The 21,873-nt window shown below is 45.1% G+C and carries 23 protein-coding genes and 1 pseudogene; 9 read left to right on the forward strand and 15 right to left on the reverse strand.

What is annotated here, in order from left to right:
- Positions 1 to 393: 393 nt before the first annotated feature.
- The 5 genes from rocF to A6049_RS30285 form a co-directional block, all read right to left on the reverse strand.
- Positions 394 to 1,362, reverse strand: a complete 969-nt coding sequence (gene rocF / locus A6049_RS30270; protein WP_083584913.1) for an arginase — start codon at positions 1,360 to 1,362, stop codon at positions 394 to 396.
- Positions 1,363 to 1,415: 53 nt separating this feature from the next.
- On the reverse strand, positions 1,416 to 2,609 hold the full coding sequence (locus A6049_RS30275; protein ID WP_063568156.1) for an ornithine--oxo-acid transaminase: 1,194 nt from the start codon (positions 2,607 to 2,609) through the stop codon (positions 1,416 to 1,418).
- A gap of 138 nt (positions 2,610 to 2,747) precedes the next feature.
- Complete coding sequence (locus A6049_RS34285) at positions 2,748 to 3,014, reverse strand: ABC transporter permease subunit (RefSeq protein ID WP_481853464.1); 267 nt, start codon at positions 3,012 to 3,014, stop codon at positions 2,748 to 2,750.
- Between the two features lie 43 nt (positions 3,015 to 3,057).
- A complete protein-coding gene (locus A6049_RS34290; protein WP_240321587.1) occupies positions 3,058 to 3,417 on the reverse strand; it encodes an ABC transporter permease subunit in 360 nt (119 codons plus the stop codon).
- A 23-nt stretch (positions 3,418 to 3,440) separates the two neighbouring features.
- On the reverse strand, positions 3,441 to 4,262 hold the full coding sequence (locus A6049_RS30285; protein WP_095206264.1) for an ABC transporter substrate-binding protein: 822 nt from the start codon (positions 4,260 to 4,262) through the stop codon (positions 3,441 to 3,443).
- A gap of 328 nt (positions 4,263 to 4,590) precedes the next feature.
- On the opposite strand from A6049_RS30285, the gene A6049_RS30290 reads away from it, so the two are divergent.
- Positions 4,591 to 5,235 (forward strand): GntR family transcriptional regulator, encoded by a 645-nt coding sequence (locus A6049_RS30290; protein ID WP_063568134.1) that lies wholly within the window; start codon positions 4,591 to 4,593, stop codon positions 5,233 to 5,235.
- A gap of 180 nt (positions 5,236 to 5,415) precedes the next feature.
- On the opposite strand, the gene A6049_RS30295 is transcribed toward A6049_RS30290, so the two are convergent.
- Complete coding sequence (locus A6049_RS30295; protein ID WP_063568135.1) at positions 5,416 to 6,156, reverse strand: class I SAM-dependent methyltransferase; 741 nt, start codon at positions 6,154 to 6,156, stop codon at positions 5,416 to 5,418.
- Positions 6,157 to 6,320: 164 nt separating this feature from the next.
- Here A6049_RS30295 and A6049_RS30300 point away from each other — a divergent pair, with 164 nt between their 5' ends.
- Entirely contained in the window at positions 6,321 to 6,683 is a 363-nt protein-coding gene (locus tag A6049_RS30300; RefSeq protein ID WP_063568136.1) for a hypothetical protein, read from the forward strand.
- 68 nt (positions 6,684 to 6,751) lie between these two features.
- Here the strand turns inward: A6049_RS30300 and A6049_RS30305 are convergent, their stop codons facing one another.
- The 5 genes from A6049_RS30305 to A6049_RS30325 form a co-directional block, all read right to left on the reverse strand.
- Positions 6,752 to 9,640, reverse strand: coding sequence for an S-layer homology domain-containing protein (locus A6049_RS30305; RefSeq protein WP_240321589.1), 2,889 nt, complete (start codon positions 9,638 to 9,640; stop codon positions 6,752 to 6,754).
- A gap of 310 nt (positions 9,641 to 9,950) precedes the next feature.
- On the reverse strand, positions 9,951 to 10,178 hold the full coding sequence (locus tag A6049_RS30310) for a cold-shock protein (RefSeq protein ID WP_017691121.1): 228 nt from the start codon (positions 10,176 to 10,178) through the stop codon (positions 9,951 to 9,953).
- 189 nt (positions 10,179 to 10,367) lie between these two features.
- The gene (locus tag A6049_RS30315; protein WP_024633772.1) at positions 10,368 to 10,568 is read right to left on the reverse strand and encodes a cold-shock protein; all 201 of its coding nucleotides are present in this window, start codon (positions 10,566 to 10,568) and stop codon (positions 10,368 to 10,370) included.
- A 388-nt stretch (positions 10,569 to 10,956) separates the two neighbouring features.
- Positions 10,957 to 11,193, reverse strand: coding sequence for a DUF6953 family protein (locus tag A6049_RS30320; protein ID WP_063568137.1), 237 nt, complete (start codon positions 11,191 to 11,193; stop codon positions 10,957 to 10,959).
- Positions 11,194 to 11,326: 133 nt separating this feature from the next.
- Complete coding sequence (locus tag A6049_RS30325) at positions 11,327 to 12,112, reverse strand: CPBP family intramembrane glutamic endopeptidase (protein ID WP_063568138.1); 786 nt, start codon at positions 12,110 to 12,112, stop codon at positions 11,327 to 11,329.
- 300 nt (positions 12,113 to 12,412) lie between these two features.
- Between A6049_RS30325 and A6049_RS30330 the strand changes: the two genes are divergently transcribed.
- Positions 12,413 to 13,084: a phosphatase PAP2 family protein gene (locus A6049_RS30330; RefSeq protein WP_063568139.1), complete on the forward strand. Its 672-nt coding sequence runs from the start codon at positions 12,413 to 12,415 to the stop codon at positions 13,082 to 13,084.
- A gap of 144 nt (positions 13,085 to 13,228) precedes the next feature.
- Here the strand turns inward: A6049_RS30330 and A6049_RS30335 are convergent, their stop codons facing one another.
- Complete coding sequence (locus A6049_RS30335) at positions 13,229 to 14,008, reverse strand: AraC family transcriptional regulator (RefSeq protein ID WP_063568140.1); 780 nt, start codon at positions 14,006 to 14,008, stop codon at positions 13,229 to 13,231.
- A gap of 112 nt (positions 14,009 to 14,120) precedes the next feature.
- Between A6049_RS30335 and pyk the strand changes: the two genes are divergently transcribed.
- A complete protein-coding gene (gene pyk, locus A6049_RS30340) occupies positions 14,121 to 15,536 on the forward strand; it encodes a pyruvate kinase (RefSeq protein ID WP_063568141.1) in 1,416 nt (471 codons plus the stop codon).
- 136 nt (positions 15,537 to 15,672) lie between these two features.
- On the opposite strand, the gene A6049_RS30345 is transcribed toward pyk, so the two are convergent.
- Positions 15,673 to 17,202, reverse strand: a complete 1,530-nt coding sequence (locus A6049_RS30345) for a methyl-accepting chemotaxis protein (protein WP_063568142.1) — start codon at positions 17,200 to 17,202, stop codon at positions 15,673 to 15,675.
- Between the two features lie 164 nt (positions 17,203 to 17,366).
- Positions 17,367 to 17,816, reverse strand: coding sequence for an SRPBCC family protein (locus tag A6049_RS30350; RefSeq protein WP_063568143.1), 450 nt, complete (start codon positions 17,814 to 17,816; stop codon positions 17,367 to 17,369).
- A 283-nt stretch (positions 17,817 to 18,099) separates the two neighbouring features.
- Between A6049_RS30350 and A6049_RS30355 the strand changes: the two genes are divergently transcribed.
- The 3 genes from A6049_RS30355 to A6049_RS30365 are packed head-to-tail and all read left to right on the forward strand — an operon-like array spanning position 18,100 to position 20,212.
- Positions 18,100 to 18,837 carry a WecB/TagA/CpsF family glycosyltransferase gene (locus tag A6049_RS30355; RefSeq protein ID WP_063568144.1) on the forward strand — a complete coding sequence of 246 codons (738 nt, stop codon included), beginning with the start codon at positions 18,100 to 18,102 and terminating at the stop codon, positions 18,835 to 18,837.
- A 23-nt stretch (positions 18,838 to 18,860) separates the two neighbouring features.
- The gene (locus tag A6049_RS30360) at positions 18,861 to 19,406 is read left to right on the forward strand and encodes an AAA family ATPase (protein WP_063568145.1); all 546 of its coding nucleotides are present in this window, start codon (positions 18,861 to 18,863) and stop codon (positions 19,404 to 19,406) included.
- Positions 19,403 to 20,212: a helix-turn-helix domain-containing protein gene (locus tag A6049_RS30365; protein ID WP_063568146.1), complete on the forward strand. Its 810-nt coding sequence runs from the start codon at positions 19,403 to 19,405 to the stop codon at positions 20,210 to 20,212. Before A6049_RS30360 ends, A6049_RS30365 begins: the two co-directional genes overlap by 4 nt.
- A 64-nt stretch (positions 20,213 to 20,276) precedes the next feature.
- On the opposite strand, the gene A6049_RS30370 is transcribed toward A6049_RS30365, so the two are convergent.
- Positions 20,277 to 20,810: an MOSC domain-containing protein gene (locus A6049_RS30370; RefSeq protein WP_079697762.1), complete on the reverse strand. Its 534-nt coding sequence runs from the start codon at positions 20,808 to 20,810 to the stop codon at positions 20,277 to 20,279.
- A 262-nt stretch (positions 20,811 to 21,072) separates the two neighbouring features.
- Between A6049_RS30370 and A6049_RS30375 the strand changes: the two genes are divergently transcribed.
- Both A6049_RS30375 and A6049_RS33490 read left to right on the forward strand, forming a co-directional pair.
- On the forward strand, positions 21,073 to 21,429 hold the full coding sequence (locus A6049_RS30375) for a DUF1304 domain-containing protein (RefSeq protein ID WP_162842469.1): 357 nt from the start codon (positions 21,073 to 21,075) through the stop codon (positions 21,427 to 21,429).
- A gap of 119 nt (positions 21,430 to 21,548) precedes the next feature.
- A pseudogene (locus A6049_RS33490) lies at positions 21,549 to 21,873 on the forward strand (hypothetical protein); the annotation flags it as partial.

The raw sequence follows: 21,873 nt of genomic DNA on the forward strand, positions 1-21,873 counted from the left end.
TGGCCGGAATTAGAATATACCATGTACAGATTATGAACGCAAGCTTTATTTTCAAAAAACTTTAGAACCACATTCTCCATCAGATAATCTACAATCTCCTTCTTCTATAGTAGAGCCCTCGTATATGTACCCAATGCTCCTTAAGTAAAAAGAAAGCCACGCTCAACCAAACATTATTACTCTATAAAGCTAACTTCACCCTCCATCCGTTCAGAAGTAAAGAAGTGCACCCAACAACCATTAGCCAGGGAAGTACTCATACCTATCTTCACTCCGTTGAAGATCGTATGGATGAGTCTGACCCTGGCTCTTATATAACCTTACATTATATGATTAGACCTTACCTTCTATATAAGCATGAATTCATCCGAACAAGAAATATCTATACAACCGTTATAAGATCCGTTTACCCAGCAATGAAGCAATCAGTTCTACTCCAAGGCGGGCCGTATGCCTGTTCTGATCAAATAGCGGATTAACTTCCACCAGATCCATGGACGTAACTCGGTTGGTAGAAGCGAGCAGCTCCAGTGCGAAATGAGCTTCACGGTAATTCAATCCCCCTGGTACCGGCGTACCCACACCCGGAGCCTCACGCGGATCAAGACAATCCATATCAAAGCTAATATGAATACCATCTGTTCCTTCCCCGACTACAGCCAGCGCCTGTTCAACAACCTGTTGTATACCTATCCGATCAATATCATGCATTGTAAAGCTCTTAATGCCAAGCGCTCGGATCTGTTCCTTTTCATACACATCCAGATCACGTAAGCCAATGTAGACCAGATTGGAAGGATTAACGAACGACCCTGCACCCGGAATATGAGACAAGTTAAATGCAGAATGCCCCAAAGCGGCAGCAACACTCATCCCATGCATATTTCCAGACAGACTACGCTCTTCTGTGTTCAAATCCGCATGGGCATCAAACCAGATCACACCTAGATTGGAATAATGTGCAGACACCCCAGCAAGAGAACCTATAGCTACACTGTGATCCCCACCCAGAACAAGCGGAAAAGAACCTCCCGCTATCGCCCCAGACACTTCATTGCACACTCGCTCACTCACCTGTCTAACCTCGGATAAATATTTCACACGGTTTCGTTCAATTGGAGCAACAGACTCTGAGGGACAATCTACACGGATCTCTTTTGATACATTTAACCCAAGGCTTGCAATTTCACGTTTCAATCCTGCAGTAATGAGTTCATCCGGACCTAGCTCAGCACCACCTCGCGCCCCACCTAATCCAAAAGGAACTTTAATGATAGCAACATCATGATGACGTAAAAGCAATTGGCTCGTTTCATTAGAAGCATTCAGCGTTCCTGCAGATTCAATATCATTGTTTTCCATGTAGGTCAGCTCCTTCGCTGCTTATATGAAGTAATCAAAGAATGAAATATTTATCAGTCACTCAACACCTGAGTAATTCGCTCCAACGCCCAATTGATCTCAACCTCTGTAATGGTAAGTGGCGGTGCAAAACGGATCGTTGTCTCATGAGTTTCTTTACAGAGCAGTCCAACAGACATTAATTTCTCACAATAAGGACGGGCAGGTACATGCAGATCAACACCGATGAACAATCCTCTACCTCGAATCTCACGCACAGCTGAACTGCGAACTCCCTGAAGCTGTTTCATAAAATAATTCCCCAGACGCTCCGAGCGCTCTGCAAGCTTCTCATCTTCCAGAACTTCCAGTGCTGCGACAGCCACGGCACAAGCGAGTGGGTTCCCCCCGAATGTGGAGCCATGAGAACCCGGTTCAAACAAATCCAGTATTTCTGCATTTGCAGCAATAGCCGAGATAGGCATTACTCCCCCGCCCAGTGCCTTACCCATAATCCAGATATCAGGCTCAACCCCCTCCCAATCAGAGGCAAATCGCCGTCCCGTTCGTCCGAATCCGGTCTGAATCTCATCCGCCACGGTCAACACCCCATGCTGTTTACACAGTGTAAAGGCTTCAGCAAGATATCCTTCAGGTGGGATGACAATACCGGCTTCCCCCTGAATGGGTTCCACGAGAAAAGCTGCTGTGTTTGGTGTAATCGCAAGCTTAAGCGCTTCAATGTCACCATAAGGAATGATTTTGAATCCGGGTGTAAACGGTCCAAAGTCTTTTTTGTACTCTTCTGAAGATGAGAAAGAGGTGACCGTCAGTGTTCTTCCATGAAAATTTCCAGAGCATACGATGATTTCAGCTTGATTTTCCGGTACACCCTTGCAGCGATATGCCCATCTTCGCACTGCTTTCACGGCCGTTTCAACCGCTTCAGCTCCCGTGTTCATGGCCAGAATTTTGGGTTTGCCCGTAAATTGCGAGAGCTTCTGATAGAAAAGTGATGCCGCACTGCTGTGAAATGCCCGTGATGTTAATGTTACCCGATCTGCCTGATCCTTCAGTGCCTGAATAATCGCTGGATGTCTGTGCCCATGATTTAATGCCGAATATGCACTTAACATATCCATATAACGGCGACCTTCCGGATCTTCGACCCATACTCCCTCCGCCTGCTCAATAACGATCGGGAGCGGATGATAATTAGGTGCAGCATAACGTTCCGACCAATCCATTAACATTTTCGAATCTGACATATACTCCCAGCACCCCTCTTTGATTATATTGTATACAAAATACAATATCAATGTATGCTTCGCCACGACCATTTACGACTCCTGCTCACTTTTTCCGCTATCACCTAAATCCACTCATTCGTAGAGTCCGTATGCACGTTATCGGGATATGGAAAGTCTGCGTTCCAGCCAGGTGAGCAGGTTGGCCAACGTAAATGTAATTATAAAATAGAGGGCAGCAGCAACAAGGAGCGGGGCAAGCGGTTGGAAGGTAACCCCCTGAACGGCTCTGGCTGTAAAGATAATCTCAGCAATTCCGATCATGGAAACAAGCGAGGAATCTTTAATGATAATAATGAATTCATTGCCGATAGCTGGAAGCATGTTACGAAAGGCCTGCGGCAGTATAATGTAGCGAAGCGTCATGCCATGAGACATCCCAAGAGAACGCGAAGCTTCAGTCTGTCCTTTATCGATTCCCTGAATGCCTGCCCTGAATGCCTGCCCTGAACACCTCTGCCATGTATGCCGAACTGTTCATAGTAAGCGCGACCACCCCCGACATAAATGCGGATAGGTTCACACCGATTACGGTCAGACCATAATGAATAATGAGAATTTGTACCAACATCGGTGTACCGCGGATGAGTTCGATATACGCCGTTGCTACGAATTTGATAGGCCACACTCGTGATATACGCAGCAGTGCCACCATAACCCCCAGTAATGTGCCAAACAACACCCCAAAGAAGGAAAGCTCCAATGTTACCCACGCGCTACGCACATAGTCCTGCCAATGTTCCGATAGAAAGGAGAAATCTAAATTCACGGCATATCCCTCACTCGCCCGGTTTATTCGCCTAACATCTCATTCGCTTCAACAACGAAGCGATCGATATCTCCGCCCGTTTTGAGCTTCCCCAGCGTACTGTTGATCTGATCAACGAGCTCCTTGTTGCCTTTTTTCACAGCGATAGCCGATCCTCCTTCATCCTCTGCCTGTTCAATCTTCACGTTTGCAACAACCAATCCCTCCTGGTTCTTTACATACTGCTGCGCAACCGGCTTTTCCAGAATAAGCGCATCTACCCGCCCGGTCTGCAATTCAAGAATCAATTCGGGAATTTTGGCAAGAGAAGTAAGTTTGGCACCTTGAATGTCCTGAGCAATTCCTTCCTGAATAGAGCTTTTCTGCACACCCACCTGCTTACCCGACAAATCATCCAGTGAGGCCATCAATTCGCCTTCGTCAGCTCTAACGAGTACAGCCTGTTCTGCATAGTAGTAGATATCCGTAAAATCAACGTTCTTCTTTCGCTCTTCTGTAGGTGTTAAACCTGATATCACAAAATCAACCTTGTCCGTGCTGAGCGCCATAAGCAAACCATCAAAATCCATATCCTCAATCTTCAGCTCAGCTCCCATGTCCGCAGCAATCGCCTTGGCAATCTCAATGTCAAAACCAACAATAGTGTCTTTGCCATTAATGCTTTTGTGAAATTCATAGGGTGCGTAGTCTGCACTGGTGCCAAGTACGATTACTTTCTTCTCTGCGCCACCACTCTCCGAGGATGGAGAAGCTTCCGATCCGGCCCCCGTCGTTTGTTCCTGTCCACAAGCCGACATGATTACCACCATTAACAACAGCATCATTGGCAAAAGCACTCTTTTCACTCAACATACCCCTGTTCTGTTTTGGAATGATAAAGGCATATAACTTGTATACAATATACATAAGACAATATATGGGCTTTAATGTAAGTAATACTTACAAACAATCAGTTGTATGGCAATGAATTTAACACATTTATACGCTATAATTCCATAATACGTAATTTATTTAACATGAAACTAACACCATTTTAGATCATTAAGATTGCTTGCCCAACTCCCCCCTCGGTGTTAAGATGATAAAAACTTGAAACTCCCGAACGGCGCACCATTACAGGGCTCACACCCTCACACATCCAATCATCACTATATACAGAAGGGGGGATTCGGTATGGAGGCACCCAAATACCGGTCCTTGAAAGATCACGTTTACGATTATATCGCACAGAAAATTCAAGACGGGACACTGCTCCCCAATCAGAAGATTAATGAAGCGGAGATTTGCAAAAAGCTGGACATCAGCCGCACACCTACTCGGGAAGCCTTATTTCAACTCACTTCTGACAACCTCCTGCAATATATCCCACGCAGGGGATTTATCGTCGCTCCTTTTGATGCTGGCAAAAAACTCGAATTCTCGCAAGCCATCGGTGCGCTTGAGGCACTTGCTGCTACACTTGCAGTAGACCACCTCAAACCGTCTGAGTTCCTGGAGATGGAAGCCCTTGTTGCACGAATGGATGAAGATATTACCCAGCTCGATCTGGCTGCTTACAGTAAGAGTCAATATCAATTTCATAACCTGTACATCCAGCGCTGCGGTAACGCCACTGTCATCGAGATGTTAAACACGTTAAAAAACAGCTTTATTCGCCAGTCGTATGTTAGTGATAACAAGCCGAAGCTATCCAGTGTGCTTAATGAAGTAAATGAAGAACATCGCCAAATCGTAAGCGCTTTTCGAGCCAAAGATAAACCGCAACTGGAAGCTCTACTGAAGCATCACTGGCGTATTATCGACAACGATATGCTGTAATGCTTTTAACCAAACTCTGGCGTGAACTATTTTCATCACTTACTGGATTGGATTGAGAGTCCCAAAACAAAGAAAAAGCAATCCACTTTAAAGTGGGTTGCTTTTTTAGATGCCAGATTTGGCATCAGCCTATTTTTTTCACATTCGTTATTGGACTAGCCTCTACGCCAAAAAGTAATCCTACTCTTTCTGTTTATTATCGCTATCCATTGATGACTTTGCTTCAAAAACCGCATAACCCAGTCTTTTTCCGTATCTCGCAAGCAAACGATCATTGGTGCGACCCATGCGCTGCACTTGCTCATCCTCAAACAAGCTCATATCCATCTCCCGGTGAGGATCATGATCCACGCCCCATTTTCCCATAGAACGAGACTGTTCCTTGACCAAGACTTCAGTAAATCCACACTGTCTGAGACGTTTCTTCCATGTAGTCATGGTTGCCAGTGTCCTTATTCCATAAAATTGTTTCAGCCTTCGGCTCATCACCTCTGTCTTCCTTCCGGATAACACCATCTCCCGATCAATGAAGAGACCACCTGGCTTCAACACTCGCTTATATTCCGTAAGGGTACTTCGCCATTGGGTGAAGATAGTGACAGACTCCACAAATACCACATCAAAATAATGATCCGGAAAAGGCAAGGATTTCACATCTGCCTGAATAAAACGAATATCTAAGCGCTCCCGTCTTGCGCGTCGCACCGCTTTCTCCAACATCTGCCGATTAAGATCCACCGCAGTTACCCGATAACCGTTTCGAGCCAGATAACAAGCCGTCCTCCCTGTACCACACCCCACCTCAAGGACCTTACTATGCGCAGGCAGAGACAGCGTATCCAACAGTTGCATCGTTGCTGTAAACCCTCCCGGATGGGCACTCCCTTCTCCGAGCCGGGCCAGCAAATCATGATAATCCATGAGCTCCCCTCCCTTTTACTCCCTCCAGTGTATGGAGCAGATATAAAAACGGCTCCTCCCCATCTAATATCCGGGTACTCGTCCATACCAATCGTTCTTTTTTTTACTATGATATACAAACCGTTGAATTCAAGCGGCAACCGCACCTAATGAGGGGGATTTGCATGTACAGAATTAATCCGGTATGTGAAGAAACGGTTTCTCCGCACGTTGGACGTTCCGTTTGTCTCGTTATGAACGACGGTAAGCATATGTATGGTACGCTTAGTCAATGTCGTGATGGCAAAGTTTATTTGAACGGATGTTTCGAAGGACCACGACTGTGTTCAGTCAAATCCAAACAGCAACTTGTAAAAAGCAGCAAGAAAAACGCTGTTGCAACAAAGAAAGTTAAATCTTCGGCCTACGGTCCATATGGTTATGGAGGATATGGTGGGGGTTACGGTGGTTACGGCTATGGAGCTGGAGCAGGAATCGATCTGGCTCTGGTAGCAACACTGTTTCTGCTGCCATTCCTGTTCATCTAAACTCTCCAAACAAACAAAGAACCTTCTCGCTTCATGCGAGAAGGTTCTTTGTTTTTCATTTATCACACTTAAAGTTTCTCCTGCAGCCACTGTTGCAGGTTATATAACACTACGGATGCTTTACCCCGGCTTACACCCAACACTTCATCCGCGCTATTGCCTTCTGCCAGATAAGAAACCAGCCCCTGGTCCTTCGTGTCCAGATCCGCTTTCAGCACTTTCAATGTGCTTGCCAGCAGTTCATTCGTTTCTTTCTCGGTAATCAGAGCAGATGGTCTGAATTTGTCTTGAGCTGTAGGAACAAGAACACCCATCTTTTCCAACGCTGCTACATAACCCACATACCAACTTCCCGCTTTTACATCTGCATATTTCGATTCCTTTGCTTCCGGCAATTCGGATACAGTCGAAAGGACACCAGACAGCATTTTCACAAACTCGGCACGTGATACACCTGCATAAGGAGCAAAAATACCACCCACTTTGCCGTCAATAATTCCGTCTTTACGCAAAGCAACCAGCTTATCCTGTACATCTTGAGGCAGTCCATCCAGATCAGTGAATGGAAGAGCTGTTGTAGATGACCCTGTACCTGATTCTTGCTCAGGATCGACATTTCCTCCCTCGGCGCCTGCTGGATTCCCTGTTACAATTCCATAACCGTTGGTCCCCACATACACACGTCCGTACACTCTCGCATCACCCGTAATCGTTACATTGGCTGAACCATACTGATGCTGATCATCATTAATTCTAATCCAGGAAGAACCGTTATCGTCCGAACGGAAAATCCCATACGTTCCTTCTACTTTGGCGTAGGAATACAATGCCATATGCTCTTGCCCTTCTGCCGCTTTACCCAGACCTATCGTGGCTGCTTCTTCCACATTAGCCAGCTTGGTGAAGGTTTGACCATAGTCTACGGAATGGAACAGACCATACATACTATCGAGTTTCTTGTTATCTTTTGCCGCAGCCAGCCAGATTTCACCCTCTGAACCCGGTACAGCTTTGAAGTTACTCGTTAAGGCAACAGGCAGTCCAGTTGCGGTCGTTTTCTCAAACGTAACGCCACCATCACGACTCACATAAAAGGCCCCATTCGAGAATCCGTAGAAAACAGATCCATTCACACGGTCAGCCGAGACACGTGCACCTTCCGGAATACCTTTCGAAGCTTTCCAGGTCGCACCCTGATCGGTCGAAATACTCACCGGTCTTGCAGCTCCTTCAGCTTTGCTGACAGGACTCCATAGAATCGATTTCCCGTCAGCGCTAATGGCCGCATGTCCACCCTCTGTCTTATCTTCATCGGAAGAGATCCAGGCATTCGAAGCAGGCTTCCAAGTTACGCCGTTATTCGTGGAAATTCCCATTCGAGCAGCCTTTCCTTCCGCGTTACCTACACGTACAACCAGATTCGGGTTCAACTCTGCATAATCAATATCCGTACTGGTTCCGAGATACGGATTCGTAATCATCTTCGGCGCCTTATCCAGGTCAGCATGACGGAATCCGCCAATGTCACCCATCGCACTCAGAAGAGGCGCCCCCGATGGCGGGCTGATAAGACCAAGTATGGCCGTCTCTTCAATACCATCCGCTTTGACGGAAATTTTCACCGTTTCATCTCGGTCTAGGGCTGTTACGTTATCCGAACCGTACAACGTTGCGCCTGTACCATATAGGATTTTATTCGAATCAAACGGATCAATCTCCAAGTCGCCAATCATCCATCCCAATTTAGGTGAAGTTTCAGGCAACTCCTTTTTCTCGCCCCAATCCAGCCAAGGAGATAGAGAATAATCGATAGTAAAATGATTTTCCCGACTTGGGTCTTTGGCATAATCCAGTGTCCAGAATGATTTCCATGTCTTCCCGCCGTCGGTGCTGCGGTAAATGAAGTCATCTGGCCACCATTTGTTCATTGTTGCGACCATTAGTGTATTCGGATCTTTGCTGTCCACTGCAAGCCCACCATACGGGTTATCTGTATTACCAGTTGGACTGATATCGGTCCATTTCCCTGTTTTCGTATCCAGTTTCCACACGGCACCTTTACCACCGCTGTATGGTCCAACAAACTCATTGTAAGTGACATATAAGGAGCCATCGGATGCGAGCACACCGTGATGGGGAACAAACCCTTGCGTAGGTTGGCCCTCTATAGGTGCCCAAGTCTGCCCACCATCCGTACTGCGATAGATGCTCTTCTCAGAATCTGCCACTCCAACGTATATCGTCTGAGTCGTATGGCCACGCGAACCTGTGTTTGGATCAAAAGTAATCCAGGCTACGCCTGCAATATCGTTATAGTCATCCTTTACATTCCCGACTGCTGTAAAACTGTCTACCTTGCTCCAGGTTACTCCGTAATCCGTGCTTTTCCATAGTCCATTTCCGCTGCGAGCACCCAGATACAACACCCGGTTGTTGTTCGGATCGATAGATAAACGCTCACCCATTGAACGCCCAGGCATGTTACCGCCAAGTTTGAATGGAAGCTCTGTCCGCTGCCAAGTATCGCCTCTGTCCGTTGAACGCAATAACACACCGTTCATATCTGTCCAGTCATTCGTATATGTACCTGCTGCTATATAGACGCGATCCGGATCAACGGAATCTGTAGCCAAGCTCTCCACACCCGACATGTTCCATTCATCAAAACCAACAAAATCAAGCAGTTGAATCCACGATTTACTCTCAGCATCATAACGATATGCACCACCAATATCCGTGCGGGCGTATACGAGGTCTTTCTCTGCCTTATTATAGATAATGCCCGGAACGAAGCCGCCACCCACTACTTTGGCCCTTCCCCAATCATAAGTCTGCTCTTTTGTAGCCAATGATGAAGATTGAGTCGAGCTCGGTTCCACACTTTCCGCGAAAGCGTTACCAACAAGAGTCGCACTTAAAGCAGCAACCAGTGAAAGACTTAACCATTTCTTCAAAATGCTTTTCCTCCTCTGAGAACATACGATTACGTCATCGGCAAACTGTAAGCGTTAACAATTTTATCAAAAACGTTTTATTTATTGCGTATTAATGTGATTACTATCTATTCTACAAACCCTGAATTCAAATAAATACATTGTAAATTGGATATATTTCCATTTCATTATCCGACATATTGGAAAAAAAGATATAAAAAAAGGCATTCGTCAAAACGAATGCCGGGAACTTCATATTTAATACCCTTACCTTTGTACAAGATGTCAGGTTCAACTTAAAAAAAAACACCTCGTTAGAGGCGGGTAAGCTATGTTAAATCCGATTTCCTTTAGGCATCGTTTTAAGATTACTATTCGAATTCTCAAGCAATGGTAGCATCCTAGTCGTGCTGACCATCTCAGAAGCACATATCGGACAAGTAGGTACGTTATCAAACGCAAAATTGTCCCGCATCCATCCTTTGCACGTATCACTCGTACATTCCCAGATTGCCGCATCAGCTTGTGGAATCTCTTCCAACGGTTTTTTGCGATTATACATGACTTCTACCCCCTTTGTTATGGAAAAACATCTAATCCGACGTTATTTCACAGAAGCCACTACTTAGCGGAAGTTTTGTCCCGTCCGGACTTCTGTCTCGACAACTATTGGGCCGACTTTCATTATAACTGCTCAAAAAAAAGAAGCTGCCTTTACCATTATAACATGTTAAAGGCAGCTATGCTTTAATTACAGTTTTACAACTTCTTCTGCTTGAGGACCACGGTTTCCTTGTACAATTTTAAATTGCACGCGTTGACCTTCGTCCAGCGTTTTGAAGCCTTCGCCTGTAATAGCGCTGAAGTGTACGAATACATCTTCTCCGCCTTCAACTTCGATGAAACCGAAGCCTTTATCAGCGTTGAACCATTTTACTGTTCCGTTTTGCATGTGAATTACACCTCCAAATAAAGATTAACATGTTCCTTTGTTCTTTGCAGCAAGCAAATAAAAATTCACACATTGAAAAAGGTACCAGTCATAACCTATAAGTGATCGCCCTTTACAATATGTGAATTAGGTTTTCCACTCTCTACAACTTGTTTTTATTATAACTCCGTTTCCACCAAAAAGCAAATCTTTGTATTTTCTTTTCAAACAGCTTTGGAAATACATGTATTCGCACGCACTGGAACAGGGTTTGTCGCTTGCCCTGCCGCTCATTGCGGTCTTATGAAAGGATATGCAGATCCGAACCAACTTATACATTTTCTATAAAATATTTTGACATGCATATCCAACACATCCATGAAAGCTCAATTCATTACATGATAACACACTAGGTCCATGCCCACATAAAAGCATCACGATCCCATGCAATCTGCCCACGATGTAGCTTGCGGAACGCTTTCTTCACTTCTTTTGATAACGAAGTATTTCCATTCTCATTCACAAATACAAATTCTTCCCCAAAATTGGACTTCACATATTCAATTGCAGCTTCCTGATGAAGTGTACCGGTGAATTTAATCTCCTGTACCATCCATTCCGCCACTGCCTGTGCTGTCTTTTCCACAATATCACCTATTTATCTATGCATTGTACGGATGAACGGGCCTCCGATTATGAACAAGCCTGTCATACCGCCAGACTGAAGTATACCACGATCCCATGGCTGGCGGTAAACAGAGTTATGCATCAACGCCCGTTTAATGAACCACTGAACTCCCCGGTGTACTACTCTCTGAAGAAGATGACTTTGTTCGAACGCTAAACGTCAACCATACGCAATAAGCAACCAACACAACCAATATGAAGATATCGTAGGGAAGTGTTCCGGTATCTTGCCGGTCGTTCCCAAGAAATTGAATCAAATTATGTATGAAATGAAACAGAATCAGCGGCACGATATTTCCGTTTTTCAACATTAACAGCGCGAGCGCTGCTCCCAACAGCAGTGCATAGATCAGTTGCAGAAGGGTGTCTGCCATACTCTGACCGGATAATGCATTCATGATATGAGTGATAGAAAATAAAACACTTGAAGTCGCAACTGCCGCAACCGCACTCTTACGAAGCAAAGTTTTGAAGATTAGTCCACGATAAATGGTTTCCTCCACAAAAGCGACAAGCAAGGTGAAAAAGATAAAAAAAGCGACCTTGGACAAGGTTAATTCAGTAAATCCTTTCAGCGCAAGAGTACCCAGTACAAGGAGTAGCGGAATATAATACTTTGCATGACTTGCCGGGATGGTTCTTATGGAGCGAAATCCAGTCTCTCTCCATTTGCGTCGCAGGGTGAGATAAATAATGAGCACGAGGGCAATTGGAGTAAACGACATCAATACGGGTGATGTGTAGTCCAGTTGTTTCACGGTAGCAACCGCCCCTGCCGCAAAAACTGCCAGCAAAAGGAGCAGTTCAATAATGACTACCGTCAGCACGGGCCTGCGCGCGGAAAAGGATTGATTTTGCTTGGATTGCGTGGTTTTCATAGATTGTACTAGCCTCATTTCATTTTTAATGGTTGTCACATGAACTCATATGACAATTTAGTTGTATCATATTTATTGGATATTCGGATATCCTTTTCTGGATAAAACTATAAAAGTAACAAAAAAGAGAATTTCTCTTACAGCTTTTACCTTACAATCAGGTATGGCTCAAGTGCTAAAATGTCTATTATAGTAATAATAGAATGATTCAGTGCAGGGGTACGACATTTCTGCAACGTCATATAATATGAAGAGTTAAGATGAAAGCTGCGAAATGAAGAACAAAATCAGGGGGATACTATGAAAGCATTATTTTTGCGCTGGGGACATTTGCTGGCAATCTTATGTATACCGCTTCAAGGTTCCATTTATGTTTTGTTGGGCAGTAACACCGGAAGTGATGTCTTCTACAATTATGCCTGGATTGATACACAGATTCCTTTTATCAAAGAATTTATTTATCCTTATGTCAGTTGGATGCCGATTCTGTATCTTGGATTTCTCTATTTGGGTCTAACGAACAAATCGCTATTCTGGCGTATGATAATTACCTATAACGTAGGGGTAATCGCAGCCAATATCGTTTTTGCGGTCTTCCCTACTTACGTGCCGCGACCAGAAGCTATCGGAACAGGTCTAAGCAGTGCGCTCGTACAATTTATTTATACCAATGATGCTCCATTCAACTGTTTTCCAAGCATTCACTGTCTCACAAGCTATCTGCTCTTCATTATCATCAATCGCCATTTGAACTTCAAACCACTGGCACGAATCTCCTGGTCGATATGGCTGTGGCTGATCATTGCTTCGACGGTGTTTGTGAAGCAGCATTCGCTGCTGGATGTAGCAGGCGGCATTCTGTTCGCGGAAGCAGCGTACTGGGCTGTGCATGTATTTGCGGTTCGCGCAGGTCTGGCAAGCAAAAAAACAAAACAGCCAATCACGGCTACAAATACAAGCAGCAACGCTTAGTATATGATTTATATGGCAAAGGCAGGAGTAATTCGACTGTCGTGAGACCAAAAAGAGGGCCGAGGCCCTCTTTTTTTTGCATGAATGCAGCTTGATGTTTAAATGTAAGAACTTTTCAAGACGAGACCATGAAGACCCTGTCTTTCATACAATAGGTGGACGTTCATGGAGCAAATCAGATGGAGGACTTCCCATTAAACGCTTGAATATCCGGTAAAAATAAGACAGATCACGGTAACCGAGAAATTCTGCAATTTCCTGAATAGAGAGTTGTGACTCGGTAAGCAAATACACCGCCCTTTTCATTCGTTGATCATGAACATATTGGCTGATCGTCTGATTCGTCATGCTTTTAAATAACGCGGCTGCGTAATTTGGGGTTTTACGGATCTCGTCCCCGAGCTCTTCTTTCGTAACTTTCTCCCGGTAATGCCGCTCAATGTATCGCTTCATCCGCTCCGCATGAACATGTCTCTCCGGTGGAATAACTCCGCGATCCAGTTCCCTATTTATATAAATAAGTACTTCCATCAATAAGGCTTGGCTCATCATGACATAATAAGACGGACGTTCCTGCCATTGTTGTTGGATGGCTTTCATGCGTTCATGAATCAGTTCATAACATCCAGGCTTATGTCGCAAGGCCTCACTCCGTTCCAGCGCGGGCAAACCTTGTGCATGATCCCCCTGTAATTGAACTACAATTTGCGTGTGGGTTACGGTAGGAATACTTTTGCCGTAATACGGAATGCCAGCGGGAATTAGCAGCAGTTCACCTTTCTCCATGATCTGCTTCTCTCCGTTCACCCAATATACACATTTTCCATAAGTAACCAAGCTCAATCGCCAAGTCGCCTGTGACTGCACCGCTTCTTCGTACCAACCGACACCATTAATGTGTCGTACTTCTAATGGAGTGACCATAACACACCTCATTATTGGACTATATTCTAATCATTGTACTATAGTTCATACCCTGATTCGACAGAAAACGCTACAATACACATATAAGCAAACATATGAGGAGGAAAATAGCATGTTGAAAACAAAAATTATTTGTACTATGGGACCTGCTTGTGACTCAATCGAATTGTTAAAAGTAATGATTCAGGAAGGGATGACTGTTGCCCGTCTGAACATGGCTCATGGTGAGCTGGAAGATCACGTGGCACGGATTAACAATATCCGCAAAGCCGCTTCCGAATTGAATACGTATATACCGATTATGATGGATATCAAGGGACCGGAAGTTCGTATTGGCAAACTAAAAGAAGCATCCTGCCACCTGCAAGCCGGTAAAGAGCTTATCTTGACTACAGAAGAAATTCTTGGTGACGCTGAGCGTATTTCGGTAAACTATCCGGAATTGAACCTCGTAGTAAAACCTGGCGATCGCATCCTCATCGATGATGGTTTGGTGGATCTGACTGTACTGTCCGTGGAAGGATCCGAAATTCACTGTAAAATCATCAGCGGCGGCATTCTGAAACCACGTAAAGGGGTTAACTTGCCAGGAATCAAAACGACTTTGCCAGGTGTAACGGAACGTGACGTTATGCACATCGGATTCGGGATCGAAAACGGTATCGAAATCATCGCTGCTTCCTTTGTTCGTAAAGGCGACGACATTCGTGAAATTCGCAGTATCCTAAAAGAACGCGGTGTAGATCATGTACAAATTATCTCCAAAATCGAAAACCAGGAAGGTATGACCAACCTGGACGATATCATTGAAGCATCTGACGGTATCATGGTAGCGCGTGGAGATCTCGGGGTTGAAGTACCAATCGAAGACGTACCTATGATGCAAAAAGAAATGATCGATAAATGTAACCGTGCAGGTAAACCGGTTATCGTAGCAACACACATGCTGGAGTCCATGCAAGTGAATCCGCGTCCAACCCGTTCCGAAGTTAGTGACGTTGCTAACGCTGTTCTTCAAGGGGCTGACGTTGTAATGTTGTCTGGTGAATCGGCAGCAGGTAAATATCCGGTACAATCCGTGCGCACGATGGCTGCTGTTGCTCGCCGTGCTGAAACGATGATTGATTACAAAGAACAATTCAACCAAAAATCCGCTCAACAGGTAGCTGATATTACCGAAGTTATCAGTCAGGGAGCAGTTAGCTCTTCCCTCGTCCTGAATGCCAAAGCGATCATCACTTCTACAGAGAGTGGATTTACGGCGCGTATGATCTCCAAATATCGTCCGAAAGCACCGATCATCGCGGTTACACAGCATGAAGAAGTACTGGCTAAAATCTGCTTGCTCTCCGGTGTCATCCCCGTTATGGGCGACAAAGTAACAACAACCGATGAAATGTTCGAGTCCGCTACACGCAATGCAATTAAAACTGGTTATATCGAAAAAGGGGACATCATCGTATTATCCGCTGGCGTACCGATTGGTCAATCCGGTAACACCAACTTGATCAAAGTTCAACAAGTATAATTCAACACATCGAATTGCATATATCGTTTCGTTGAGAATACAAAACCACCGAGAGCAGAAATGCATCTCGGTGGTTTTTTCTTATGCAATTCATTTTATCATCCAACAAATCGACCGGGTTACACCTTTTCCAACCTTACAAATTCCGTGAGTAGTTCACCAAATCCTGCGACATCATATTAATCTCATCCATCGAGGCATTTACCTGCTGTGTTAGGGCCGCCTGATTCTGCGTCAGTGTGGACATGTTGCCAATGTGCTCCAGAATCTGGTCAATAAACGTCTTCATTGCCTGCATGCTATCTTCAATATTGACGGTTGCCTGCGAGCTATGGTCAGCTAACTTCCGCACTTCCCCGGCCACAACTCCAAAACCAAGACCAAGTTCTCCCGCTCTGGCTGCTTCGATTGCTGCATTCAGACCCAGTAAATTGGTTTGGCTGGCAATTTCCCGAATAAACGCTGTAATGTTTTGGGTATCATCTGCACTGCTCTTCACCTGAATGGCCGCATCCGCGGATAACTCTTGCGCAGTAACCAGTTCCTGAGCCTGATCGGTGATCGAATTAATTCCACGCACCATCTCACCGATAGATTCGGATAAAAGTTTTGTTTTCTGATTCATCGCTTCAACGATCTGTTCCTTATTTTTCTCATGTGTCACATCACGAATGGTTCCCGCTACACGGAGTGGTACACCGTTACCGTCCCGAACCGTCTCGCCACCTGCATGATACCAGCGATATTCCCCATTCTTACGTTGCAGACGGTAATCAAGATCGTACGGTGTCCGTCCACTGTAGTCATTCATGTGCTTGGCAAATTCATTGATCGTCCGGTCATGATCGTCCGGGTGAAGCCGGCTGCTCCAACTGCTGAACACATTCGGGAAATCCTGCTCATCGGTAAACCCAAGCTCTCGGCGAAACTGTGGTGACCACCAAAATTCATTATTCGGGTTAACCACATCTCCGGCCACAACGGTCATATCCCACGGTGCTTCCACTAATGCACGATTTACCAGGTCATAACGGGTAACGAGTGCTTCCAACTCGTCGGATTTGCTCTTCTCATCATGAATATCAAACATGATTCCCAGAAGTTTAACCGGAACGCCTTCGTCATTTCTGACAACTTGTCCAAGACACCGGAACCAGCGTACCTCTCCACTCTTCGTTATCATTCGGCTCGTTACGTTGTATGCAGCCATCTCAGAAGACTTATTAATGTTTTTCGTAATCTCCTGAACCAACTGGGGTCTGTCGTCGGGATGGATGGATTTGGCCCAACTTGCGAAAGCATCGGGATAATCCTTCGTATTGCTGAAGCCTAACATTTGACGAAATTCATTGGAAAAAGCAATGATATTATTACCATCCAGAGGATCTCCTGCAACAATCTCGGACTCCCAGAGTCCAATATTCAACGCCTGATTCAGCATTTTGAGGCGCATTTCCGCTGCTTCATTTTGCTTCTTCAGAATATGTACCGCTTTATTGATATTATGTGCAATTTCACCAGCTTCCTGCAAATCCTCGGTTGATTCCAGCTGATTGTTATATATTCCTTGCTCTGCGTCTTTAACCAGTTTACGACTGTATTCTAATAATTGTTGAAGCGAACCCGCAGGGGCTTGCTTGATGATTTGGATTCGTTTACGAAACATCTCGATTTCTCCTCTAATGTCATTTCTATATATTTCGACATAATTAGACATTAAATGTAGAGGGTTTTCATTCATTTGCGAAAACAACATGAAAAAAACGCCTTATCAGCGCTTTTTTCATATTGTTATGATGTTACATTCATATATCTCTCGCTATCGGACCTTTACCAGCCAAAATTCAGCGTTTCGCCCGTCTCTGCCCATGTCTTGATACTGCTCAAGATCATCCACCAGCTACTCTGTGCGTTTTCAAAAGATGGATGGTTGTCCGTAAATTGGTCATTAATCAATGTTAACTTCGTACATTCCCCTACCTTCTCCAGCTGGAACACTACTCTGGATTGAAGCTCGGCGTGATTGGCGTGGTAGGAAGGTCCGGGATGCTCAAGGTAACTTAATAGGGATAAAGGTTCGAATTCGAGAATATCACCGTACACATGAACCGTCTCTGCACCATCATTCCCAGGCCCTACATAGGCGAACGGCTGGCCCGGTTGGAAATTGGAACGAAGTTCGCTGCCAAAAAAGCTGCTCCGTGTACCGTCCGGCGAGATCAGGGCATTCCACACATCTTCCTTTCCGGCATTAATATAGAACTCATATTTCAATTCCATGAACTCACTCCCTTTATGTGTTGTATTGAAGGTACAACTGACACTTGCTTGCAACACTATCCTATCGTTATACCCCAAACGAAGTATTGTAAAAACACGACAACAGCGAAAATAAAAGATTTTAGATGCCATGAAGCTTGATAATTCAGACTTTTCATCCGGTGCTAAACTTCAACAAATATAGTGCTTTGCCAGGAGATCAGATATACTAAAATGGAATGAAATAACAGGAAATGTATACAAGCTGGGGACGGATAGTTAGCATCCAGAAAGGAACTAAAATATGAACCAAACAACAAATATTATGGGAATCCCATTTCCCAATATAACTATGGATCAGACGGTTACGATTCTTGGTGATGTAATCGATCAGAGACAATCCGAACTGTTCCATGTCATCACAGGCAATCCGGAAATCGTCATGTCTTGCCAGAAGGATCAGGCGCTTCGTTCAGTCGTAGATCAGGCAGGTATTGTGACCGCTGACGGCGCGGGCATTGTTATGGTATCCCGCTTTCGGGGTGGACAATTGACCGAACGGGTTACAGGTTGTGATCTGCTTTTTCGTTTGTTGGAGGAAGGAAGCCGGAAGAATTGGTCCTTTTATATGTTCGGGGCAGAAGAAAGTGTCAGTAAGAGGGCTGTGGATGTTATTGCGCAAAACTATCCGGGAGTCGTTGTGCGTGGCAGACATCATGGATTTTTCACAACGGACGAGGAGCAAAGCATTGTAGAAGAAATTCAAGAGGCACAACCTGATTTTCTTATTGTGGCCCTAGGAGCACCCAATGCTGAACACTGGATCAACAAATATCGCCATCAACTCAATGCTCGTGTAGCCATCGGAGTCGGGGGAAGCCTGGATATTCTGGCCGGCAAAACCAAACGAGCACCTGCCATATGGCAGAAGCTTAACTTGGAATGGCTTTATCGACTGCTCAGCCAGCCTTCCAGATGGCGCAGACAACTTATTTTGCCACGTTTCGCTGTTCGGGCGTTGTTGTTCAGAGAGCAAAGGTAATATCAAGGGGGACTGATTACAGAATGATCGGTGAACAATCCAAGATCAAATTCAGGCCAAACAAAATACATATTATCGGCTCAGTCGGCAGCGGCAAATCTACATTGGCCCGCCTCTTATCCGCGAGGTTAGACCTTCCTTATTATGAGCTCGACAACATTGTGTGGCACCGTGTACCTAAAGGACAGGATATTCGCAATAGCCCTGAGAAGCGGGACACACTCCTGCAAAAAGCCGTTTATTCCAATCAGTGGATTATTGAAGGAGTACACTATGAATGGGTGGAAAGAAGTTTCGAGCAGGCTGATCTTATCGTCTATTTGAATACCCCCGTGTGGAAAAGGAATGTGCGCATTCTCAAACGTTTCACAGTACAGAAGCTCGGGCTGGAACAAGGAAATTACCGACAGACTTTCACTATGCTCTGGAAGATGTATAAATGGAGCTATCAACATGACCATAAGGAAAAGGCGCTAATCATGGCGTTTTTGCAGCCTCACCAACATAAATTGTGCATGGTTCGTAACGAAGCAGAATTGACGAGATACCTGGAGGAATCGACGAGATGAAACATGCGGATCATGCTGTCAGACCCAGTATGGGTCTTCTGAATCTGAATGAGGGCGACAAAAGATATTGCCTGACACGTTATGCCCCTTCCGAAGCATTGAGTTCTTTGGTCAAGCATTTCTGGATCGTCTCCTGGGATCTTACCGGGCATGATCCATATCCGCAGCATGTGGTTCCGAATCCCTGTGTCAATCTGGTGGTAGAGCGGGGAAACACCTTTTTCTTCGGTCCATCTGGACAGAAATTCTCCTATCTTGTCCGTGGAAAAGGAAGCGTGTTTGGGGTGAAGTTTAAGCCTGGAGGCTTCTATCCATTCATTCGTACTCCCGTATCCACATTGTATGGAAACCCCTTGGATGTCTCTGGTGTGCTTGGTATCGATGCTCCACTGCTCGAAGAACGTCTGCTCGGGGACGGAAGTGATGCGGACAAAGTCAGTTATATGGATCAGCTACTTTGTAAACATCTTCCTCCTCCTGATGATCAAGCCATTCTGGTTAGCCAGATTGTGCTGTATATTGAGCAGCATCGGGATATGTTGAGAGTCGATGACTTATCTGCTTCCTGGAATATGCACACAAGAAAGCTCCAGCGCCTGTTCAATCAGTATGTGGGCATCAGCCCCAAAATGGTGATCAAGCTCTACCGCCTACAAAATGCTGCTGAGCTGATGGAGCGGGGTGTGAATTGCGATCTGGTTAAGTTGTCCCAGGACCTTGGATATCACGATCAGTCGCATTTTATCAAAGACTTCAAGTCCATAATCGGCAGCACACCTGAAGAATACGTCCATTCCAGAGGATAAACTGAGATTAACTACAGTCGCAGCAAGCGGATTCGACTGTAATACAAAAACCTGTCCTGAGACCTCAGGACAGGCGAATAACTTCGATGGTATCTCCGGTACGGATGATGCCTTCACGCTCGACTGAACAGACGATTCCGCGTTTTTTGCGGGCGGCTGGCACGAACTTTTTGCGCAAACCATCCTGTTCGTAGACTTGCTCAATGATTTTTCCAGGGTGTACACAAGGCAGATTCTCCCCTTCGCAGATCAGCCCGGTTCCATCCGGGAACAGAAGTCGGGTCCCGACAGGAAGCTCCGTCAACTTTTCAACGCCACGGATCAGCATGTTGGCACCGAGCCACTCCGGGCGTACTTCAGGAATATTCATCTTCTGTGCTATGAGAGCACATTCCTCTTCTGAGACAATACTGATTTGCCTACGATTTGCGATTGGCGTTCCCCGTTTGTATATTTTCTGGCGGGAGTCCGCTGGGCGCAACAGACCGTAATGCCGATCACTCGGAATTCCAGCGAGCTCAATATCGATAAAAGGTACGACTCGTGTAACAAACGTTGATGGATCATCCGCCAGCAGGACGAATTGAACGGTTCCCACACCCACGCTAATCCCCCTTTTCCATGAGTAAGTTCACTTCTTTATTGTTCATTATTACCCAATGAATGGATTTTCGATAATCAGTGAATGTTTATCTTGTACTTAATTCGCGGCGTCATTTTAAACGAGAATCATGAACTCATTAACAATTTACACAATTAATTTGTGTAAAATTAAATTTATACTTTCAGTTCGGATGGCAAACATTTATACTGAGTGGGACAAGTAAATAAATGACATATAAGAAAGCAAGGTGTTTCTTTTGATTAGTATCATTTTCGTGGCTATTGTAGCCATTGAGCACTTCTACATCATGGTGATGGAGATGTTCCTGTGGACCCGTCCACGCACGATGAAAACGTTCGGTCTTACCCCTGAACTAGCGGAATCCACCAAGTCCCTGGCAGCCAATCAAGGTCTGTACAATGGATTTTTGGCCGCAGGTTTGATCTGGGGTCTCGTTTATCCAGATGCATCCGTCGGACAGCACATTCAGATCTTCTTCCTGGCATGTGTCATTATCGCCGCCCTCTACGGAGGTGTAACCGCTACTCGGTCCATCATTATCAAACAAGGGCTGCCTGCGATTATTGCATTACTTCTCGTTCTTTTCCTCTGATCACCTGATGGCCATTACCATGCCGGGATTCATTAAAAGCTCCAATGTGGTAAGGTATGGTTATAAAGGCATCGGATTATGCCTAATCACTGTGATTGGTCTGGAAAGGAGAACGTTTTATGGGACTGTTTGACAAGCTTCGACGCCGCAAAAAGGAAAACTCCACCGCAGGTGGAGCCGTACATACTGCTCCATATAGCGAAACTATCGTTGGATTTGTTTTGCTGGAGCACGAAGATTGTAATTTTGATCACTTCATTAGCACGATGAAAAACGAGTGGAATATTGAGATTGACGAACGTCCGGAGGAAGGCAATCTTTTTTTCGAAGTGGATGGAATGCAAGTGGTGTGTGCACACATTAATGCCCCTGTCCCTGATCGCGAAGTAGAGGAAAATGCTAAATTAAATGTGCTGTGGCGGGAAGCGGTGCAAGTCACTTCAA

This window comes from Paenibacillus sp. O199 (genome assembly GCF_001636635.1).
GTDB lineage: Bacteria > Bacillota > Bacilli > Paenibacillales > Paenibacillaceae > Paenibacillus > Paenibacillus marchantiae.

Coding starts and splice junctions, on each gene's coding strand:
- A6049_RS30360 (WP_063568145.1), top strand. CDS start 18,861: ATGATCGGTGAACAATCCAAGATCAAATTCAGGCCAAACAAAATACAT.
- A6049_RS30310 (WP_017691121.1), bottom strand. CDS start 10,178: ATGTATAATCGCAAAAAACCGTTGGAAGAGATTCCACAAGCTGATGCG.
- A6049_RS34285 (WP_481853464.1), bottom strand. CDS start 3,014: ATGACGCTTCGCTACATTATACTGCCGCAGGCCTTTCGTAACATGCTT.
- A6049_RS30330 (WP_063568139.1), top strand. CDS start 12,413: ATGAAAGCATTATTTTTGCGCTGGGGACATTTGCTGGCAATCTTATGT.
- rocF (WP_083584913.1), bottom strand. CDS start 1,362: ATGGAAAACAATGATATTGAATCTGCAGGAACGCTGAATGCTTCTAAT.
- A6049_RS30275 (WP_063568156.1), bottom strand. CDS start 2,609: ATGTCAGATTCGAAAATGTTAATGGATTGGTCGGAACGTTATGCTGCA.
- pyk (WP_063568141.1), top strand. CDS start 14,121: ATGTTGAAAACAAAAATTATTTGTACTATGGGACCTGCTTGTGACTCA.
- A6049_RS30290 (WP_063568134.1), top strand. CDS start 4,591: ATGGAGGCACCCAAATACCGGTCCTTGAAAGATCACGTTTACGATTAT.
- A6049_RS30355 (WP_063568144.1), top strand. CDS start 18,100: ATGAACCAAACAACAAATATTATGGGAATCCCATTTCCCAATATAACT.
- A6049_RS30295 (WP_063568135.1), bottom strand. CDS start 6,156: ATGGATTATCATGATTTGCTGGCCCGGCTCGGAGAAGGGAGTGCCCAT.
- A6049_RS30335 (WP_063568140.1), bottom strand. CDS start 14,008: ATGGTCACTCCATTAGAAGTACGACACATTAATGGTGTCGGTTGGTAC.
- A6049_RS30315 (WP_024633772.1), bottom strand. CDS start 10,568: ATGCAAAACGGAACAGTAAAATGGTTCAACGCTGATAAAGGCTTCGGT.
- A6049_RS30300 (WP_063568136.1), top strand. CDS start 6,321: ATGTACAGAATTAATCCGGTATGTGAAGAAACGGTTTCTCCGCACGTT.
- A6049_RS30345 (WP_063568142.1), bottom strand. CDS start 17,202: ATGTTTCGTAAACGAATCCAAATCATCAAGCAAGCCCCTGCGGGTTCG.
- A6049_RS30350 (WP_063568143.1), bottom strand. CDS start 17,816: ATGGAATTGAAATATGAGTTCTATATTAATGCCGGAAAGGAAGATGTG.
- A6049_RS30365 (WP_063568146.1), top strand. CDS start 19,403: ATGAAACATGCGGATCATGCTGTCAGACCCAGTATGGGTCTTCTGAAT.
- A6049_RS30325 (WP_063568138.1), bottom strand. CDS start 12,112: ATGAAAACCACGCAATCCAAGCAAAATCAATCCTTTTCCGCGCGCAGG.